This is a genomic window from Phenylobacterium ferrooxidans (genome assembly GCF_042714595.1).
In the GTDB taxonomy this organism is placed as follows: domain Bacteria; phylum Pseudomonadota; class Alphaproteobacteria; order Caulobacterales; family Caulobacteraceae; genus Phenylobacterium; species Phenylobacterium ferrooxidans.
The window spans coordinates 1-16,813 of sequence record NZ_JAOTJD010000049.1 but is presented as its reverse complement, the minus strand read 5'-3'; the positions used below and the strand labels follow the sequence as shown (position 1 = coordinate 16,813).

Annotated in this window: 17 protein-coding genes, 1 tRNA gene and 2 pseudogenes; 4 read left to right on the top strand and 16 right to left on the bottom strand. The window is 68.3% G+C overall.

What is annotated here, in order from left to right; genetic code table 11:
* Window positions 1–9: 9 nt before the first annotated feature.
* The 4 genes and pseudogenes from cysW to OCL97_RS19865 form a co-directional block, all read right to left on the bottom strand.
* Window positions 10–204 (bottom strand): annotated as a pseudogene (gene cysW / locus OCL97_RS19880) (sulfate/thiosulfate ABC transporter permease CysW); the annotation flags it as partial.
* Between the two features lie 116 nt (window positions 205–320).
* Window positions 321–752, bottom strand: coding sequence for an RcnB family protein (locus OCL97_RS19875; protein ID WP_377371473.1), 432 nt, complete (start codon window positions 750–752; stop codon window positions 321–323).
* 125 nt (window positions 753–877) lie between these two features.
* Entirely contained in the window at window positions 878–2,272 is a 1,395-nt protein-coding gene (locus tag OCL97_RS19870) for an FkbM family methyltransferase (RefSeq protein WP_377371472.1), read from the bottom strand.
* Between the two features lie 112 nt (window positions 2,273–2,384).
* Window positions 2,385–2,459: transfer RNA gene (locus OCL97_RS19865), tRNA-Lys, on the bottom strand.
* A 120-nt stretch (window positions 2,460–2,579) separates the two neighbouring features.
* Between OCL97_RS19865 and OCL97_RS19860 the strand changes: the two genes are divergently transcribed.
* Window positions 2,580–3,167 (top strand): hypothetical protein, encoded by a 588-nt coding sequence (locus tag OCL97_RS19860; RefSeq protein ID WP_377371471.1) that lies wholly within the window; start codon window positions 2,580–2,582, stop codon window positions 3,165–3,167.
* A gap of 55 nt (window positions 3,168–3,222) precedes the next feature.
* Here OCL97_RS19860 and tgt read toward each other — a convergent pair whose 3' ends face one another.
* Window positions 3,223–4,335, bottom strand: coding sequence for a tRNA guanosine(34) transglycosylase Tgt (gene tgt / locus OCL97_RS19855; protein WP_377371470.1), 1,113 nt, complete (start codon window positions 4,333–4,335; stop codon window positions 3,223–3,225).
* Entirely contained in the window at window positions 4,332–5,402 is a 1,071-nt protein-coding gene (queA, locus tag OCL97_RS19850) for a tRNA preQ1(34) S-adenosylmethionine ribosyltransferase-isomerase QueA (protein WP_377371469.1), read from the bottom strand. Before queA ends, tgt begins: the two co-directional genes overlap by 4 nt.
* A 63-nt stretch (window positions 5,403–5,465) precedes the next feature.
* Here queA and OCL97_RS19845 point away from each other — a divergent pair, with 63 nt between their 5' ends.
* On the top strand, window positions 5,466–6,440 hold the full coding sequence (locus tag OCL97_RS19845; protein ID WP_377371468.1) for an endonuclease/exonuclease/phosphatase family protein: 975 nt from the start codon (window positions 5,466–5,468) through the stop codon (window positions 6,438–6,440).
* Here the strand turns inward: OCL97_RS19845 and OCL97_RS19840 are convergent.
* The 6 genes from OCL97_RS19840 to gyrA all read right to left on the bottom strand — a co-directional run bounded on the left by OCL97_RS19840 (window position 6,437) and on the right by gyrA (window position 12,240).
* Window positions 6,437–6,889 carry a hypothetical protein gene (locus tag OCL97_RS19840; RefSeq protein ID WP_377371467.1) on the bottom strand — a complete coding sequence of 151 codons (453 nt, stop codon included), beginning with the start codon at window positions 6,887–6,889 and terminating at the stop codon, window positions 6,437–6,439. The two genes, OCL97_RS19845 and OCL97_RS19840, sit on opposite strands and share 4 nt — an antisense overlap.
* Window positions 6,890–6,899: 10 nt before the next feature.
* The gene (locus OCL97_RS19835) at window positions 6,900–7,457 is read right to left on the bottom strand and encodes an HD domain-containing protein (protein WP_377371465.1); all 558 of its coding nucleotides are present in this window, start codon (window positions 7,455–7,457) and stop codon (window positions 6,900–6,902) included.
* Window positions 7,454–7,915 carry a peptidylprolyl isomerase gene (locus OCL97_RS19830; RefSeq protein ID WP_304781594.1) on the bottom strand — a complete coding sequence of 154 codons (462 nt, stop codon included), beginning with the start codon at window positions 7,913–7,915 and terminating at the stop codon, window positions 7,454–7,456. The genes OCL97_RS19835 and OCL97_RS19830 overlap by 4 nt, the downstream gene beginning before the upstream one ends.
* Window positions 7,915–8,787 (bottom strand): peptidylprolyl isomerase, encoded by an 873-nt coding sequence (locus tag OCL97_RS19825; protein ID WP_377371464.1) that lies wholly within the window; start codon window positions 8,785–8,787, stop codon window positions 7,915–7,917. The genes OCL97_RS19830 and OCL97_RS19825 overlap by 1 nt, the downstream gene beginning before the upstream one ends.
* A gap of 107 nt (window positions 8,788–8,894) precedes the next feature.
* On the bottom strand, window positions 8,895–9,398 hold the full coding sequence (gene coaD, locus OCL97_RS19820) for a pantetheine-phosphate adenylyltransferase (RefSeq protein WP_377371463.1): 504 nt from the start codon (window positions 9,396–9,398) through the stop codon (window positions 8,895–8,897).
* A 64-nt stretch (window positions 9,399–9,462) separates the two neighbouring features.
* The gene (gyrA, locus tag OCL97_RS19815) at window positions 9,463–12,240 is read right to left on the bottom strand and encodes a DNA gyrase subunit A (RefSeq protein WP_377371462.1); all 2,778 of its coding nucleotides are present in this window, start codon (window positions 12,238–12,240) and stop codon (window positions 9,463–9,465) included.
* A gap of 110 nt (window positions 12,241–12,350) precedes the next feature.
* Between gyrA and OCL97_RS19810 the strand changes: the two genes are divergently transcribed.
* Together OCL97_RS19810 and OCL97_RS19805 are read left to right on the top strand one after the other, a co-directional pair.
* Window positions 12,351–12,878 carry a superoxide dismutase family protein gene (locus OCL97_RS19810; RefSeq protein WP_304781605.1) on the top strand — a complete coding sequence of 176 codons (528 nt, stop codon included), beginning with the start codon at window positions 12,351–12,353 and terminating at the stop codon, window positions 12,876–12,878.
* Window positions 12,879–13,128: 250 nt separating this feature from the next.
* Window positions 13,129–14,190 carry a 2OG-Fe(II) oxygenase family protein gene (locus OCL97_RS19805; RefSeq protein ID WP_377371461.1) on the top strand — a complete coding sequence of 354 codons (1,062 nt, stop codon included), beginning with the start codon at window positions 13,129–13,131 and terminating at the stop codon, window positions 14,188–14,190.
* Between the two features lie 42 nt (window positions 14,191–14,232).
* Here OCL97_RS19805 and OCL97_RS19800 read toward each other — a convergent pair whose 3' ends face one another.
* From OCL97_RS19800 to OCL97_RS19785, 4 genes and pseudogenes are all read right to left on the bottom strand, one after another.
* On the bottom strand, window positions 14,233–15,162 hold the full coding sequence (locus OCL97_RS19800; RefSeq protein WP_377371460.1) for an amidohydrolase family protein: 930 nt from the start codon (window positions 15,160–15,162) through the stop codon (window positions 14,233–14,235).
* A 77-nt stretch (window positions 15,163–15,239) separates the two neighbouring features.
* On the bottom strand, window positions 15,240–15,725 hold the full coding sequence (gene ssb, locus OCL97_RS19795) for a single-stranded DNA-binding protein (RefSeq protein ID WP_293494873.1): 486 nt from the start codon (window positions 15,723–15,725) through the stop codon (window positions 15,240–15,242).
* 155 nt (window positions 15,726–15,880) lie between these two features.
* Entirely contained in the window at window positions 15,881–16,258 is a 378-nt protein-coding gene (locus OCL97_RS19790; protein ID WP_304781620.1) for a hypothetical protein, read from the bottom strand.
* Window positions 16,259–16,367: 109 nt separating this feature from the next.
* Window positions 16,368–16,813, bottom strand: a pseudogene (locus OCL97_RS19785) (hypothetical protein); the annotation flags it as partial.

Here is a 16,813-nt window from a genome sequence, read left to right as displayed (position 1 = left end):
GTCTCTTGGTCAGTGACGGGCCAGCCGGGAGTGCAGCTGAACCATCTCGAGCAGGGTCTTCAAGGCAAGGGTGACGATTGCCAGGAAGCACAGAAGGGCGGCGACGGCGAAGGCGCCGACGACGTCATACTCGTTGTAGAGGATGTCCACATGCAACGGCATGGTGTTGGTCAGGCCGCGGATATGGCCCGAGACCACCGGAATCCACGGCCAATATCCATTTTCGAGGCTGCCGGGTGAAAGCCTGGCCATCGCCCACAAGAAAGCCCCGCCCTCACTGAAGAGGACGGGGCTCCTTACGCCACTGGGTAGACCCTGTCTTAGCGGTGATAACCGTTATAGCCGTTATGGCCGCTGTTGCTGTTGGCGAGGACCTGAACGATCAGGCCCGTGGCGATGGCCGCCAGCACGTAGTCATTGTTGGCCCGGACCCAGCGATGGCCGCGGGGCGGCGCGCGCAGGCCGTAGCGGCCGTAGTCGTTCACGTAGTAGGCCGAGCTGCGATACTGGCTCGGCAGACGCTGGCCGCGGCGCCAGGCTTGGCCGTTGTAGTGGCGCTGCTGCTGGCCGTAGCCACGACGGTCGTCGCGACGGTCATCGTAGCGGTAGTCACGGCGGTCGTCGTAGCGGCCACCGTTGTAGCCTTGCTGATACTGGCCCTGGTAGTCGCGCTGATACTGCGCCGGCTGAGCCATGGCGGCCGTACCGCCCAGCAGGGAAAGAGCGAGGGCGGCGGCGATTGCGCGTTTCATCGGGGCATCCTTTGAGGGAGCTTTGAGCCAGCTGGCTCTCTGCGTTGTCGCCAATATGCGACCGGCCCTCTGAACCTGTTTTGAACAGCGCTGGTCATCTCCTGTTCATCATGTTGGCGACCCCCTCACAGGGCAGGCGGCCCCTGTTCGACAGGGGAGAACACGAAGTCACTATGGGTCTTGGCCTGGGCGTTTTCCCGGATCATGGCGTAGCCCGCCTTGTCGATGAGGCTCAGGGCCTCGGCGATATTGAAATTCATCACCTCGATGACCAGCAGGGGCCGATGTCGGGCGAGAAACGCCTCAGCGCCGCGCAATACTCCGATCTCTCCCCCGTCGACATCGACCTTGAGCAGGCGGCAGGACGGCAGGTCGAGACTGTCCAGCGCCATGGCCGGCACGCCGACCATGGCGCCGTCGGCCTGCTTGGAGACGTTGGAGTAGTCGTTGCGGATATGGTTGAAGAACACCTCGCCTGGCCCGTCGGAGACCGCCTTCCCCACATGGCGGAGGTCCACCTGGCCCGTGAGAGCCGAATCCTCCACGACCTTGCGCAGCAGCGGCGCGAGCCTTGGATTGCACTCAAAAGGCGTCACCCGGCACCCGAGTTCGCCGGCGAAGTAGATCGTGTGGTTGCCGATGTTGGCCCCGACGTCGACCACCTCGTCCCCCGGCGAGAGCAGGTGCGCCAGGCGTTGCAGGGTCTGGATCTCGTAGAACTGGCCCACGGCGTGACGCAGGGCGATCGACAGGTTCGTCGGCTCGAAGGGAAAGCGGTAGGTGCGGGCGGCGCCCTGGACAGCAACCTCGCGCGCACCCTCAAGATAGAGTCTCGCCACCTCGCGCGCCCCGCCGACCATGCTGGGGGCCAACCGCTCGACAATGTCGCGGCGGTCCAGGGCGACGGCGCAGAACAGGGCGGTCTTGGCGTCTTCGGCCAAGGCGGGATCGCTGCGCCAGCCGTCCTCATAGACCTGCAGGGCGCCGGCCATGTCGCCGGAGGTGAACCGTTCGGACAGACGCTGCCGGCTCGCGTGGCCCCCCACGGCCTCGACGCGGTCGATCAGGGCAAGCGCCGCGGCGTGGTCGGAGGCGGCCTGGGCGAACCGCATCGCCACGTCCAACTCCACCGCGTCCTCCTGCGGGAAATCAGGGATCGCCTCGAGAACCTCCTGGGACTGGGCGAGACGGTTGCATTCACGATAGGCGATCGCCACGAGAAGCTTCTGGTGGCGATTGAGCAGCCGCTTGTTCGGCAGGCCGGCATAGATGTTCGTCAAGACCCGGAACTGGGCGGCGGCCCCGAGGGCGCGGAACAGGGTGTTGATCCCTCCCAGGGACGAAGGGTCCTGCTGGAAGGCCCGCAGCGCATAGGCCACCTCCAGCATCTGGTTTCCGAGCCAGCGATGCACCAGGGCCAGATTGTTGGACGCGGCGTGATCGCCGGCCAGCGACTTTGGGTCTAGATCCGCGAAAAGCTCAGCTTGGCGACCGGCGCGGACAAGGGCGGCGAGATCCATGGTTCATCCCTTGGCGGAAGACAGCGGCGGTCAGGCTCTTGCCCGAGAATAGTCCGTCGTGACGCCGGTGGTGCAAGGACATCTTCCCACCTCGCGACCACGTACGACTGCTTGGTAGGCCGGGTGGGGGTCGAACCCACGACCATTCGATTAAAAGTCGAATGCTCTACCACTGAGCTACCGGCCCTTAGCGCGGCGAGCAGAAGCGCGCCGGGCGAAGCGGCGCGGACCATAGGGCGCGTCCCCTGCCTGAGCAAGGCCGTGCGCGGGCTTTCCAAGGCCTGGGGCCAAGCTGTAGCATCTCGGCATGCGTGCGGCCCTGTTTCCCCTCCCGATCCTGGCCCTGCTGGCGGCCTGCACGACGGCGCCGGCCGACGGCTCGCCGCAGATTCAGACCCGCTCGGCGGCCAACCGCGAGAACGTGCAGAGCGCGGTCGCCGCGCCGCTGCGGGACGTCAATGTGTTGCGCACCAAGATCCCCCAGGTGCTGCTGGACGCCATGGCCGATCCCTATGCCCTGCCCGTCCCGGCCACCTGCGCGCGGATCACCAGCCTGGTCCTGCCCCTGAACGGGGCCCTGGGCGCCGACCTGGACGAGCCGGTGCAGGATGAGGACGACCTGATGGTGCGCGGGCGCGGGGCGGCGCTGGGCGCCGTGGCCGGCGCGGCCTCGGGCCTGATCCCATTCCGGGGCTGGGTGCGCAAGCTGTCGGGGGCCGAGCGTCACGACGGGCTGGTGTCGGCGGCGATCGGCGCGGGCGCGGTGCGCCGGGCCTATCTGAAGGGGCTGGGAGAATTCCGTGGCTGCCCCCTGCCCGCCCGGCCGTCGCACGACCTGGTGGATCGCGAGGAGCCGATGGCCGAAACCCTGAAGCCGCGCTACCCGATCCGCTAGAGTCCTTGCTTGCGTGCTTTCGGACGGCGAACCGGTTCCCACTTCGCCTGAAAGCTTACGCGTGCTGCCGGCTCTTGAAGTCCTTCCGGAACTGCTCGAACCGGCCCTGCGAAATCGCGTCGCGCATCGCCTGGGTCAAGGCCTGGAAGAAGGCGATGTTGTGCCAGGAGAGGAGGACCTGGCCGAGGATCTCCTCGGACTTCACCAGGTGGTGCAGATAGGCCTTGGAATAGTGGCTGGAGGCCGGACAGGCGATGGTCTCGTCCAGCGGCGTGTCGTCCTCGGCGAAGCGGGCGTTCTTCAGGTTCAGGGCCCCTTCCCAGGTCCAGGCCTGGCCGTGGCGGCCCGAGCGGGTGGGCAGGACGCAGTCGAACATGTCGACCCCGCGGGCGACGGCCTCCACCAGGTCGATGGGCTTGCCGACCCCCATCAGATAGCGAGGCCGGTCGGCGGGCAGCATGGCCGGCGCGTAGTCCAGAACCTCGCACATGGCCTCGTGCCCTTCGCCCACCGCCAGGCCGCCCAGGGCGTAGCCGTCGAAGCCGGTCTCGATGAGACGCTCCGCGGACTCCTTGCGCAGGTGCTCGAAGGTGGAGCCCTGCTGGATGCCGAACAGGGCCTGGCGGTCGCGCTCGCCGAAGGCGGCCTTGGATCGCTGGCCCCAACGGGCCGACAGCAGCATGGCCTCCCGCGCGCGGTTCTCCTCGGCGGGCCAGGCGACGCACTCGTCCAGCTGCATGACGATGTCGGAGCCCAGCAGGTCGGCCTGGATCTCGATGGAGCGCTCCGGCGTGAGGATGTGCTTGGAGCCGTCGATATGGCTCTGGAACGCCACCGACTGCTCCGTGACCTTGGCGATCTTCGACAGGCTCATGACCTGGAAGCCGCCGCTGTCGGTGAGGATCGGTTTGTCCCAGCGCATGAAGTTGTGTAGGCCGCCAAGGCGGGCCACCCGCTCGGCGCCTGGCCGCAGCATCAGGTGGTAGGTGTTGCCCAGGATGATGTCGGCGCCGGTGGACGCCACCTGGTCGACGGTCAGGGCCTTGACGGTGGCCGCCGTGCCGACCGGCATGAAGGCCGGGGTGCGGATGTCGCCGCGGGCGGTCTTCAACACTCCGGTCCGGGCCTTGCCCTCGGTGGCGGTGATCTCGAAGGGGAAGGCGCTCAAGGGTTCGCCCTCCAGAGCAGGCTCGCATCGCCGTAGGAATAGAACCGGTAGCCCGTGGCGATGGCGTGGGCGTAGGCGGCATGCATCGTGTCGTAGCCGGCGAAGGCGCAGACCAGCATGAACAGGGTCGACTTGGGCAGGTGGAAATTGGTCATCAGGCCGTCCACGGCGCGGAAGCGGTAGCCCGGGGTGATGAAGATGGCGGTCTCGGCGGCGAAGGGGCGCACCACCCCGTCCTCGCCGGTGGCGCTTTCCAGCAGGCGCAGGGAGGTAGTCCCCACGCAGACGATGCGGCCGCCAGCCGAGCGCGCGGCGTTGAGGCGGGCCGCGGTTTCGGCGGTCACCTCGCCGTACTCGGCATGCATCCTGTGCTCGGCGAGGTCGTCGGTCTTCACCGGCAGGAAGGTGCCCGCCCCCACGTGCAGGGTGACAAACTCGATGGCGACCCCCTTGTCCCGCAGGCGCGCCATCAGATCGGGGGTGAAGTGCAGACCGGCCGTCGGCGCGGCCACCGAGCCGTCGTCGCGGGCGTAGACGGTCTGATAGTCGGCGCGGTCCTGGGCGTCCTGCTCCCGCTTGGCGGCGATGTAGGGCGGCAGGGGCATGGCGCCGCGCTCGGCGATGGCGGCGTCGAGGTCCGGGCCCATGAGATCGAAGGACAGGGTCAGTTCACCGCCCTCCCCCTTCTCCGTGATGGTGGCGTCGAGCTGGCCCAGCAGGCAGGCGCGATCCTGGGTCTCGCCGAAGGCCACGCGGTCGCCCACGGCCAGGCGCTTGCCGGGCTTCATGAAGGCGGTCCAGCGGCTGGGGGACAGGCGGCGGTGCAGGGTCGCCTCGCAGGCCTGCTGGTTCTCGCCCCGGTAGCGGGTCCCCTTGAGGCGGGCGTTGATCACTCGGGTGTCGTTGAGCACCAGGACGTCGCCGCGGCGGAGCTGGTCGGGGAGGTCCGAGACCGCAAGGTCCGCCAGGGGCGCGACCAGCAGCAGGCGGGCGGAATCCCGCGGGCTGACCGGCCGCAGGGCGATGTTGGCCTCGGGCAGGTCGAAGTCGAAGTCGGCAAGTTGCATGGCGAGGCGTGAAGGCCACGCGCGCCGTCACGCGTCAAGCGCCAGACCATGCTAGAGGCCGGCATGGGTCTGCTCCGAATCGTCATTTCCCGACTGCTGGCCATGCTGATGTTCGGCGAGGGCCTCGTCTGCGCCGTCGCCGCCCTGGTGTCGCACGGGGGGCGCGTCTCGGCGCGGGCCGACATCCTGACCCATTTCGCGCCCTTCTGGCTGGCGGGCGCCCTGGTGGTGGTGGGCTACGCCCTGCTGCTGGCGCCCAAGACCCTGCGGACGGTGTTTCTGACGGTGGGCGGCGTGGGCGTGATGGCGGCGGGCGCCCTGGTCCTGCCCGAACTGATCCGGCCGATGACCCCGCGCGCGCCGGCCAGCGCGCCCAACCAGCTCAAGCTGGTCCAGTTCAACGTCTGGGGTCGCAACGCCGACCTGGCGCAAACCGCCCAGTGGATCGTGGACCAAGACGCCGACATCGTGGTGATCGAGGAGGCCTCGCCGGCCGTGCGCGACGCCATCCTGCTTCGGCGCGCCTATCACGTGGTGTGCGGCGACTGCCAGGTGATGATCTTCAGCAAGCTCAAGCCGCTCGACAGCGGAGCCCCAGCCTCTCCGGCGGGCCTGCCGCGCCCACCCATAGCGCAAGGGACCTATCGCAACGCCGGGGGCCAGTTCACCGTGCTGGGCGCCCACTACACCTGGCCGACCCAGGGCTCGCTGCAGCAGCAGCAGGGGCGGCGCCTGGCCTGGGTGCTGGACCATTACTCGAAGGACGCGATGATCCTGGCCGGCGACTTCAACTCCACGCCATGGTCCTTCTCGCGGCGCCGGGAAGACCGGTTGTTTGGGCTGGAGCGCCGAACCAAGGCCCTGTTCTCCTGGCCGGCGGGCGAAGTTTCTCGCCAGCGGATCAAGGTCCCCTTCCCGTTCCTGCCCATCGACCATGTCTATGCGGGCAAGCAGTGGCGGACGGTCAGCGTCGAGCGCGGGCCAGCGCTGGGGTCGGACCATTTTCCGGTGATCGTCACCCTGGCGCGGACGCCCTAGAGGCTCCGGCGAGCCTTGGCCAGGGCGCGCTCGGCCTCGCGACTGTCGGCTTGGTAGGCCTCCAGCGCCTCGGATTCGCGGGCGTCCAGGGCGGCGCGCTCGGCCGCGATGGCGACGACGGCGGCCTGATGCGCCGCCTCGACCTCCGCCACGTGGCGCTCGGCCTCCACCACCTTGCGCAGCGCCGCCTTGGACGGCCCCTTGGGCTCGACGACCTTGGGCAGGGCGGCCGGCAGGACGTGGCTCTTGGCGGGACGGCGCAGGACTTCGCCCGGCTGGGCGAGCGCGGCCTTCATCAGTTCAGGATCGTCGGTCTCGTGGGCCGCGCCGCTGGCGAACAGGTCCTGGCGGGCTTCCCATGCGGCCAGCGCCTTGGGTCGTGACGAGGCCGCCACCACATAGTCGGCCAGGCCGTCCGAGGTGACGAAGACCTTCAGCTTTGTGGCCATTCCCAATCCCTCAGGCCAGGGAGGCGATCTCCCGGGCGATATTGGCCCGCGCCACGTCCTCGAAGAGGGCGCGGAACGCCGGGTCGGGGTAGATAACCGGCGCGTCCAGGAAGTGTTGCATCACCTTGGTCCGGCCGACGCGCCAGGCGTCCTCCGGAACATGGGCATATTCCTCGCGGATCTGGCGAGAATAGGCGTCGTAGTCGAGGGGCGCGGCCGCCAGGATGGCAAGGTCGATGGAGACCACGATCTCGCCCAGCCGGTCCTCTTCCTCGACAGCGTGGCCGGCGGTCAGGCGGATCAGCCGGGCCACCTCCTCACGGGCGTGCAGGGAGACGTCGAGGTCGCGGAGATCGCGCTTGGCCATCTCCGCGCTCTTGGCTTCGTTGTCCGAGGCGGTCGGGTCATAGACCGCGTCGTGCCACCAGATGGCGTAGGTCAGCACGTCGCGCTCAGAGTCCATCAACTCGGGAACCTGATCGAGCAGCGCCAGGCACTGCTCGATATGGGTCCGGGTATGATAGCGCCTATGCGGTTCGGCGTAGGCCGCCTCGAGCTCGGGGGTCACGCGTCGGCCGCGACCTTCATGGAGACGATCTTGCCGGGCGCGCGCGGCGGCTCGCCCTTGGGCAGGCCGTCCACAAGGTCCATGCCCTCGGTCACTTCGCCCCAGACGGTGTACTGGCCGTCCAGGAACTTGGCGTCGTCAAAGCAGATGAAGAACTGGCTGTTGGCGGTGTTCGGCTGGTTCGTGCGCGCCATGGAGCAGACGCCACGGACGTGGGGTTCCTTGGAGAACTCGGCGGTCAGGTTCGGCTTCTTCGAGCCGCCCGAGCCGGTGCCGGTGGGGTCGCCGCCCTGGGCCATGAAGCCCGGGATCACGCGGTGGAAGACCACGCCGTCATAGAAGCCCTCGCGGGCCAGTTCCTTGATCCGCTCGACGTGGCCGGGCGCGAGGTCCGGGCGAAGCTTGATCGTCACCGGGCCGCTTTCCAGCGTCATGATCAGGGTATTTTCGGCGTCCATTACTTCACCTCTGAGGGAATTCGAATTGCGCAGGCCGTGAAATCGGCGCCCATCGCGCCGCGCACATTGGCGATCTCGGCCTTGAACCAGGGACCGGCGGGATCGATCACCCGAACCTTCGGGCGTTCGGCGGCCGGGATATCCGCCATCACGCGGACCTTCAACATCTTATCGGGATCGACCACCGGTTCGCCGACCTTGATGGCCCGCACCGCCTCGAGGCCCGAGATCACCCGGCCGAAGGCGGTGTAGCGCTTTTCCAGGGACGGATAGGCCTGGCGCATCAGGAAGAACTGGCTGTTGGCGCTGGCCTCGGCCTCGCCGCGCGCCATGCCCGCGACGCCCGGGCAATAGAGACCCCAGCCGGAGATCTTGCCATCCTTGGTCATGGGCATGAGCATCGAGCTCTGGGTCATGACCGGCAGGGCGCCCACGAAGCCGATCTCGGCCACGGTCTGGTCGGCGACCTGGACGAAGGGGGTCTCGGGACCGCGGCGGAAGGTGAACTCGGCCTCCAGGTCGGGCTTGTCCGAACCGCCCTGCCCGGTGTCCTGGGGGTCACCAGTCTGGGCCATGAAGGCGTCGATGACCCGGAAGAACAGGCGGCCGTCATAGAGGCCCGTGCGGGTCAGCTCCTTGACCCGGACCACGTGGGCCGGTGCGAGCTGGGGGGCCAGCTCCAGCAGGATGCGGCCCTTGGTGGTGTCGATCACCAGGACGTTCTCGGGATCGGGCGTGCGCCAGTCGGCGGCGGTCGGCGCGCCGGGCGCGCTGGGCACGGCGGGGGCGGCCGGGGTCTTGGCCTTGGGCGCGGCGAGGGCGGAGCCGGCGAGCGCCAGAACGGCGGAGGAGATCAGGAGGGAGCGGATCATGGTCCCACTCCTAGCGGGGCGCGGGCGAGATCGCCACCCCGCGCGGGCAGGTTCAGGCGCCGCATGAAGTTGTACCCCAGAGGCTGGAGGATAGTTCGGGATCCGAACTAGTTCGCCCTGGCGGCCACCTTGGCCAGGAGGGCTTCGCGGACGCCGGGGCTGACGAACTTGTTCACCTCTCCGCCGAGGATGGCGATTTCCTTGACCAGCTTGGAGGACACCGCCTGGTGGCGGGGGTCGGCCATCAGGAACACGGTCTCGATGTCGCGGTCGAGCTGCTGGTTCATGGCGGTCATCTGGAATTCGTATTCGAAGTCGGCCACGGCGCGCAGGCCGCGGATGATGACGCTGGCCCCGACCTCGCGGGCGAAGTGGATCAGCAGGCCCTCATAGGGCTGGACCACGATCTCGATGTCCTTGGGCAGGCCCGAGGCCAGGTCGCGCAGGATGGCGACCCGCTCGTCGAGGGTGAACAGCGGCCCCTTGCCGGCGTTGATCGCCACTCCGATCACCAGCTTGTCCACCAACTTCACGGCGCGGCCGATGATGTCGGTATGGCCGTTGTGAATCGGGTCGAACGTCCCCGGATAGATCCCGACGCGGGTGGCCATTCGCCTGTATCCCCCAACTGTTCTTGGCTTCGGCTTTGGCCGGGCAAGCGTTTGAAGGCAAGCCCTAAGTTTCGTCCGGCCCCGCTTGCGCCTCGACTTCCAGCTCGTCGCCCTCCCCGCCGCCCTGATCAGCCAGGCGTTCGACAGAGACGACGTGCTCGTCCTGAGCGGTGCGGAAAATGGTGACGCCCGAGGTGTTGCGGCTGATGACGCGGACCTGACCGACGGGCGTGCGGATCAACTGGCCCTGATCGGTGACCAGCAGGATCTCGTCGAACTCCTCCACCGGGAAGGAGGCGGCCAGACGTCCGCCCTTGCCCTTCTTGGTGAGGTCCTGGGCCAGCAGGCCCTGGCCTCCCCGGCCGGTGCGGCGGAACTCGTAGGCCGAGGTCCGCTTGCCGTAGCCCTCGGTGGAGACGGTGAGGATGAATTCCTCGGCCGCGCCCAGGGCCGCGATGCGGTCCGGAGACAGGGCCTCGTCGCCGGCCTCTTCCTCGTCGTCGGGCGCCGCGACATCCTCGATGTCCTCACCCTCGCCGCTGATGGCGCGACGCATGGCGTTGGCGTGCTTCACATAGGCGGCGCGTTCCGCCGGCGTGGCGGTGACCGAGCGCAGCACGGCCATGGAGATGACGCTGTCGCCCTCGGCCAGGCGGATGCCGCGCACGCCGGTGGATTCACGGCCGGCGAAGACCCGGACCTCCTCGGTGGCGAAGCGGATGCAGCGGCCCAGCGCGGTGGTGAGCAGGATGTCGTTGGCCTGCGCGTTGCAGACGCCGACGCCGATGATCTGGTCGCCCTCGTCCAGCTTCATGGCGATCTTGCCATTGCGCTTGATGCCGATGAAGTCCGACAGCTTGTTGCGCCGCACGCCGCCGGAGCGGGTGGAGAACATGACGTCGTACTGATCCCAGGTGGCCACGTCCTCGGGCAGGGGCAGGATCGAGGTGATGCTCTCGCCCGGCTCTATGGGCAGCAGGTTCACGAAGGCCTTGCCGCGCGAGGTGGGCGTGCCCACCGGCAGGCGCCAGACCTTGAGCTGATAGACCTTGCCGCCCGAGGAGAAGAACAGCATCGGGGTGTGGGTGTTGGCCGAGAAGACGCGGGTGACCGCATCCTCGTCCTTGGTGGACATGCCCGAGCGGCCCTTGCCGCCGCGATGCTGGGTCCGGTAGGTCACCAGCGGAGTGCGCTTCACATAGCCGCCGTGGGTCACGGTGATGACCATGTCCTCGCGGGCGATCAGGTCCTCGTCCTCGACGTCGGCGTCGCCGTCGACGATCTCAGTGCGGCGCGGCACCGCGAAGGCGGCGCGCACCTCCACCAGCTCCTGGCGGACCACGGCCATGATGTTGTCGCGCGACGACAGCAGGGACAGGTGGCCCTGGATGGCGCCGGCCAGGCTCTCGGCCTCGCCGAAGATCTCGTCACGGCCAAGGCCGGTGAGGCGCGACAGGGTCAGGGCCAGGATGGCGCGGGCCTGTTCCTCGGTCAGGCGGATCAGGCCGCCCTCTTCCAGCACGGTGCGCGGGTCGGCGATCAGGTCCACCAGGGGCATCATGTCGCCCGCCGGCCAGCCCTTGGCCACGATGCGCTCGCGGGCCTCGGCCGGGTCCTTGGACGAGCGGATGATGTGGATGAACTCGTCGATATTGGCCACGGCGATGGCCAGGCCCACCAAGACGTGGCCGCGGTCGCGGGCCTTGGAGAGTTCGAACTTCTCGCGGCGGACCACGACCTCCTCGCGGAAGTCGATGAAGGCCGTGATCATCTCGCGCAGACCCATCTGCTGCGGACGGCCGCGGTTCAGGGCCAGCATGTTGACGCCGAAGGAGCTCTGCAGCGGGGTGAAGCGATAGAGCTGGTTCAGCACCACGTCGGCCGAGGCGTCGCGCTTCAGCTCGACGACGACGCGCATGCCCTGGCGGTCGCTTTCGTCGCGCAGGTCGGCGATGCCCTCGACGCGCTTCTCGCGCACCAGCTCGGCGATCCGCTCCACCAGACCGGCCTTGTTCACCTGATAGGGGATGGCGGTGATGATGATGGCTTCGCGGTCCTTGCGGACCTCTTCGATGGCCGCCTTGCCACGCATGATCACCGAACCGCGGCCGGTCATCAGGGCGTTGCGGGCGCCGGTTCGGCCGATGATCTCGCCGCCGGTGGGGAAGTCAGGGCCCGGAACGATGTCCAGCAGCTCGTCCAGCCCGATCTCGGGATTGTCCACATAGGCCAGGCAGGCGTCGACGATCTCACCCAGGTTGTGGGGCGGGATGTTGGTGGCCATGCCGACGGCGATGCCGCCGCCGCCGTTGACCAGCAGGTTGGGAATCCGCGACGGCAGGACGGTGGGCTCGTGCTCCGAGCCGTCATAGTTGTCCTTGAAGTCGACGGTGTCCTTGTCCAAGTCGGCGAGGATGGCCATCGCCGCCTTGGTCAGGCGGCACTCTGTGTAGCGCATGGCCGCCGGGGGATCGTTGTCCACCGAGCCGAAATTGCCCTGACCGTCGATCAGCAGCTGGCTCATGGAGAACGGCTGGGCCAGGCGGACCAGGGTGTCATAGATCGCGAGGTCGCCGTGCGGGTGGTACTTACCCATCACGTCGCCGACGACGCGGGCCGATTTCACATAGGAGCGGTCCGGCGTATGTCCCTGCTCGCTCATCGAGAACAGGATGCGACGGTGCACCGGTTTCAGGCCGTCGCGCACGTCGGGCAGCGCGCGGCTGACGATGACGCTCATGGCGTAGTCGAGGTAGGACTTCTTGAGTTCGTCCTCGATGGCGATAGGGGCGATGCCCCCGCGCCGGCCGTCGTCCGGAGGGATAGTGCTGTCGTCGCTCAAGGGGAATTTTTCGCCGTTGGAATCGGACTGGAAATCAGAGTTCAGTTGTTAACATCCCAGGACCCCCGAGGCCAACCTTCGTGAGCCTGGGAAACGCCTATGGAGACAGTATGAAATTCGCCCTCCCCGGCCTGATCATCAGCCTGGCCGCGACGGCCGCCATCGCGGCAGCCGCGCCCGCCAACCTTCGGATCGATCTCAAGAATTCCACCGGCGGCTCCGCCGGGACCCTGACCCTGACCGAGGCCCCCAACGGGGTGATGCTGAAGGTTGAGGCCAAGGGCCTGACGCCGGGCTGGCACGGGCTGCACTTCCACGAGAAGGGCGACTGCTCGGCGGCCGGATTCACGTCGGCCGGTGCTCATGTTCACGGCCAGGCCGCCGTGGTTCACGGCCTGTTGAACCCGGACGGCAACGAGGCCGGCGACCTGCCCAACCTCTATGTCGGCGCCGATGGGACCGGGACCGCCGAACTGTTCTCCGGCTACACCTCGCTCAGCGGCAAGGGCGCCAGGCCGGCCCTGATGGACGCCGACGGCTCGGCCCTGGTGATCCACGCAGGCGCCGACGACCATACGACCCAGCCCATCGGCGGCGCCGGCGCCCGCGTGGCGTGTGGGGCCATTCCCAAGGGGTAGGCCGGCCCCTCGCGAGGATACTGGACGGTAGATGCTCCCCCTCTGGGGGGCTGTTGGCCCGAAGGGCCGGCTGAGGGGGACGTTGACTCTTGTTTGGGGGCGGTAGGGGTCAACGACGTTGATCCCCCTCCGGCTCGCCGCTGCGCGGCGACCCACCTCCCCCACATCGGCGCGAAGCGCCTGGGGGAGGATCTTCGCCCTGCGGTCCACCGCGCCTTGCCAGGGCGGGCGTCCGGCGGCAACCTGCGGCATGTCCATCGTCGTAGGCGCGCTGGCGCCGCGGTTCGTCTGCGCGACGACCACAAATCCCCGCTATACCTCCGCGGCCTTCGGCGGCCGTTATGTGCTGCTGGCCTTCCTGCCCACCGACCCGGAGGGCCGTCGCGCGGCGCTGAGCCTGATCGTCGCGCACCGGGGGCTGTTCGACGACGTGAAGCTCTCGACCTATGGGGTGCTGCGCGACGAGACCGCGATCGGCATGGCCCGTGACCAGACCGGGCTGCGCTGGTTCCTGGACCGCGACGGCGCGGTGAGCCGGCTGTTCGAGGCTCTGACGCCGGGGGGGGAGGCCCGGCCCCGCTGGGTGCTGCTCGATCCGGCCGAGTGCGTGTTGGCCACCGCCGACATCGACAAGGCCGAAGACCTCTTCGCCCTGATCCAGGCCCTACCCGCGCCGCAGGACCATGCGGGCGTGCCGCTGCATGCCCCGGTGCTGATCGCCCCGCGCATCTTCGATCGCGACCTCTGCCGGCGGCTGATCGCCCATTACGAAGCCGATGGCGGCACGCCATCGGGTGTGATGCGCGAGATCGACGGCAGGACCGTGGGCGTGCTGGACAACTACAAGAAGCGCCGCGACACCATGATCACCGACCTGGGCCTCGTCCGCGAGACGCACCAGGCGCTGATGAACCGCCTGTTCCCCCAGATCCGGAAGGCCTTTCAGTTCAAGGTCAGCCATATCGAGCGCAACATGGTGGCCTGCTACGACGCGCAGGACGGCGGCTATTTCAAGCCACACCGCGACGACACCACGCCGGGCACCGCCCACCGGCGGTTCGCCTGCTCGATCAATCTCAACGCCGAGGATTTCGAAGGCGGCGACCTGACCTTCGCCGAGTTCGGTCCCAAGACCTATCGCCCGCCCACCGGCGGGGCGGTGATCTTCTCCTGCTCCCTGCTGCACGAGGCGACCGCGGTGACCAAGGGCAAGCGCTACGCCTTCCTGCCCTTCTTCTACGACGCCGAAGCCGCCGCGATCCGGGTGGCCAATCGCGAAACCTCCGAGACCGCCGCGGAGGCCGAGGCTTAACGCGCCTCCGGCTCCTGCTTGAGACGCGCCAGCAGGGTAAACCTAGCTCAGGCCCTCCAGGCGGATCGCGTCCAGTTCGGCGGCGGTCAGCACCCCGGCCTGGTGCAGGGCGAGGTATTCCTCCGACAGGCTCGAGCCGAAGATCAGCACGTCGTCGGTGTTGATGGTGACATTTACACCCGCGTCCACCAGCGCGCGGATCGGGTGGTCCTCCATTCGGGCCACGCGGCCGAGCTTGAGGTTGGAGGTGGGGCAGATGTGCAGGCGCACGCCGGCGTCGGCCAGGGCGCGCATCACCTGGGGAGAACCAGCCGCGGCGATGCCGTGCTGCACTTCGTCCAGTTCCAGCACTTCGACGGCTCGCCAGACATCGTCGGCGGTCCCCCACTCTCCGACATGGGCCTTGAGCTTCAGGCCGGCGGCCTTGGCGCGGCGGTAGAGGGGCGCGAAGACCTCGATGGGTTGTGCGAATTCGTCGCCGGAGAGGTCGAGGGTTTGGAACACCCCCAACTCCAGCATCGGCGTCATCCAGAAATCCAGCGCCCGGAACGGGCAATGGCGCGAAAAGGCCATCTGCGGAATCCACTCCACATCCGGCCCGCCCGCCGCATGGGCGGCCTGCAGCATCTCCCAGACTGGCTGGGCCTGGTTGTCGTAGTGGGTGATCTCCCAGACGTCGGCGCCCACCTCCACCCGGGTGACGCCGTCGCGGACCGCCTGGACGAAGGTCGCCTCATAGGCCAGCGCCCTGCCCTGCCCCTGGAACAGCGCGGCCAGATGCTCGCCGGTCCAGGCGTGCATGTCGTCCATGGAGGTGAGCACGTGGTCGACAGGGGCGATGTCACGTCCGGTGCGCTCGCGGAGGAAGTCGCGGTTGCCGCTGCCGATGGCGTGAAGATGCAGGTCGGCCTTGGGCGTGGCCCGGATGGCGGCGAGATCGCCGGCTTCAAGGGCGGCCTGGAAGGCGGACATGGGCGTCCCCGACAAAGAAAAAACGGCCGGTCCCAGGGGAACCGGCCGCTCTCTTATAGTTCGAAACTTTACCGGCCCTAGAAGGGGATCTCGTCGTCCAGGTCGGCGGAGAAGTCCTCGCGCGGGGCCGAGCTCTGGGCCCGGGGCCCGGAGGAGAAGCCGCCGCGATCGCCGCTGGAGAATCCGCCGCCCTCTTCGCGCTCGGCGTCGCCGCGGCCGTCCAGCATGGTGAGTTCACCGCGGAACTTCTGCAGCACGACCTCTGTGGAGAACTTTTCCACCCCCGACTGGTCGGCCCATTTGCGGGTCTGGATCGAGCCCTCGATGTAAACCTTGGAGCCCTTCTTCAGGTAGTTCTCGGCCACCTTCACGAGGTTCTCGTTGAAGATCACCACCCGGTGCCACTCGGTCTTTTCCTTGCGCTCGCCCGAGCTCTTGTCGCGCCAGGTTTCCGAGGTGGCGATGCGCAGATTGGCGACCCGGTCGCCCGAACCGAGACTGCGAATTTCAGGGTCGGCGCCCAGATTGCCGACCAGAATGACCTTGTTGACGCTGCCCGCCATGATGCTTTTCCTGTCTTTTCCGTAGGTGCGGACGCTCACGTCCTGGCGCGCACGCTAGACGAGCGGGATCAGCCGGGCAAGTTAATGTTCTCGTTACGTTCACGGCGCACAGCTGACCGTCCACAGGTCATTGGCGTGGCCTAGGGTCGCGCCACCTATTCGCGCGGCATGGCGCCCGGAACCGCCAGCCGGCCGTCGCCCGTGCGGACCAGGGCGACGTAGCGGTGGGCCTCCAGGGAGGGGGCGGTGAAGATCCCCTCCTTCTGGAGGAAGATGAAGTTGCCCTGATAGGCGCCGGTGATCTCGTACTGGCTGCCGCCGAGGCTGAGGAAGCGGACGCGCATGGCCTCCAGGGCCGCGGCGCAATGTTCCAGGTCGGCCTGGGCCGCGGGCAGCTTGTTGTACTTCAGCGACCCGTCCTTCTGGGGCGCGACCATGTAGCAGACGCCGACGTCGCCGGGCGGGACGGTGCGTTTGGCGCAGGCGCCGAGGGCGATCAGGGCGGCGCCGAGCAGGAGAAGATTGCGAACCATGACCACAGACTACACAGGGCGATTGCGGCGCGCGAGTGGCCTTCTGACGAGTTCAAAAGTTAGAGCATTTTTCGATCCGATAACCGCGTCACACTTATCGGAAAATGCTCTAGCCGATGCTGGGAATGGCGCAGCCGCCGCCCTGGTCGGCCAGGGTGCGGAAGCTGCGGTTGTCGCCGGAAACCTCGACCTTGCCCGGCACCAGACGCAGGGTCTGGGTCATCCAGCGGCCATAGGTGGCGCCGCCGGGACGCTCGCAGCGGCCGGCGAAAAGGGCCTGGACGCAGCCGTTGAGCGACAGGTCGGAGGGCAGCCGGGACCAGACATTGCCGGCATAGCGCCAGCAGGCGCCGGTCGGGCCACCGGCGGGCGCGGCGGGCGCTGAGGGGTCGGCGGGGGGGGGGGGGGCGGACGCCGGCGGGGGGGCGGGGGCGGGCGGGGCCCCCGGCGGGGGGGTGGAGCGGGGGGGGGGCGGAAGCGCGGGGGGGGGGGGGGCGACCCCCGGCCCCCCCCCCCCCCCGCCCGGAGAACCCCACCAAGAGGTCGCCGATGGCC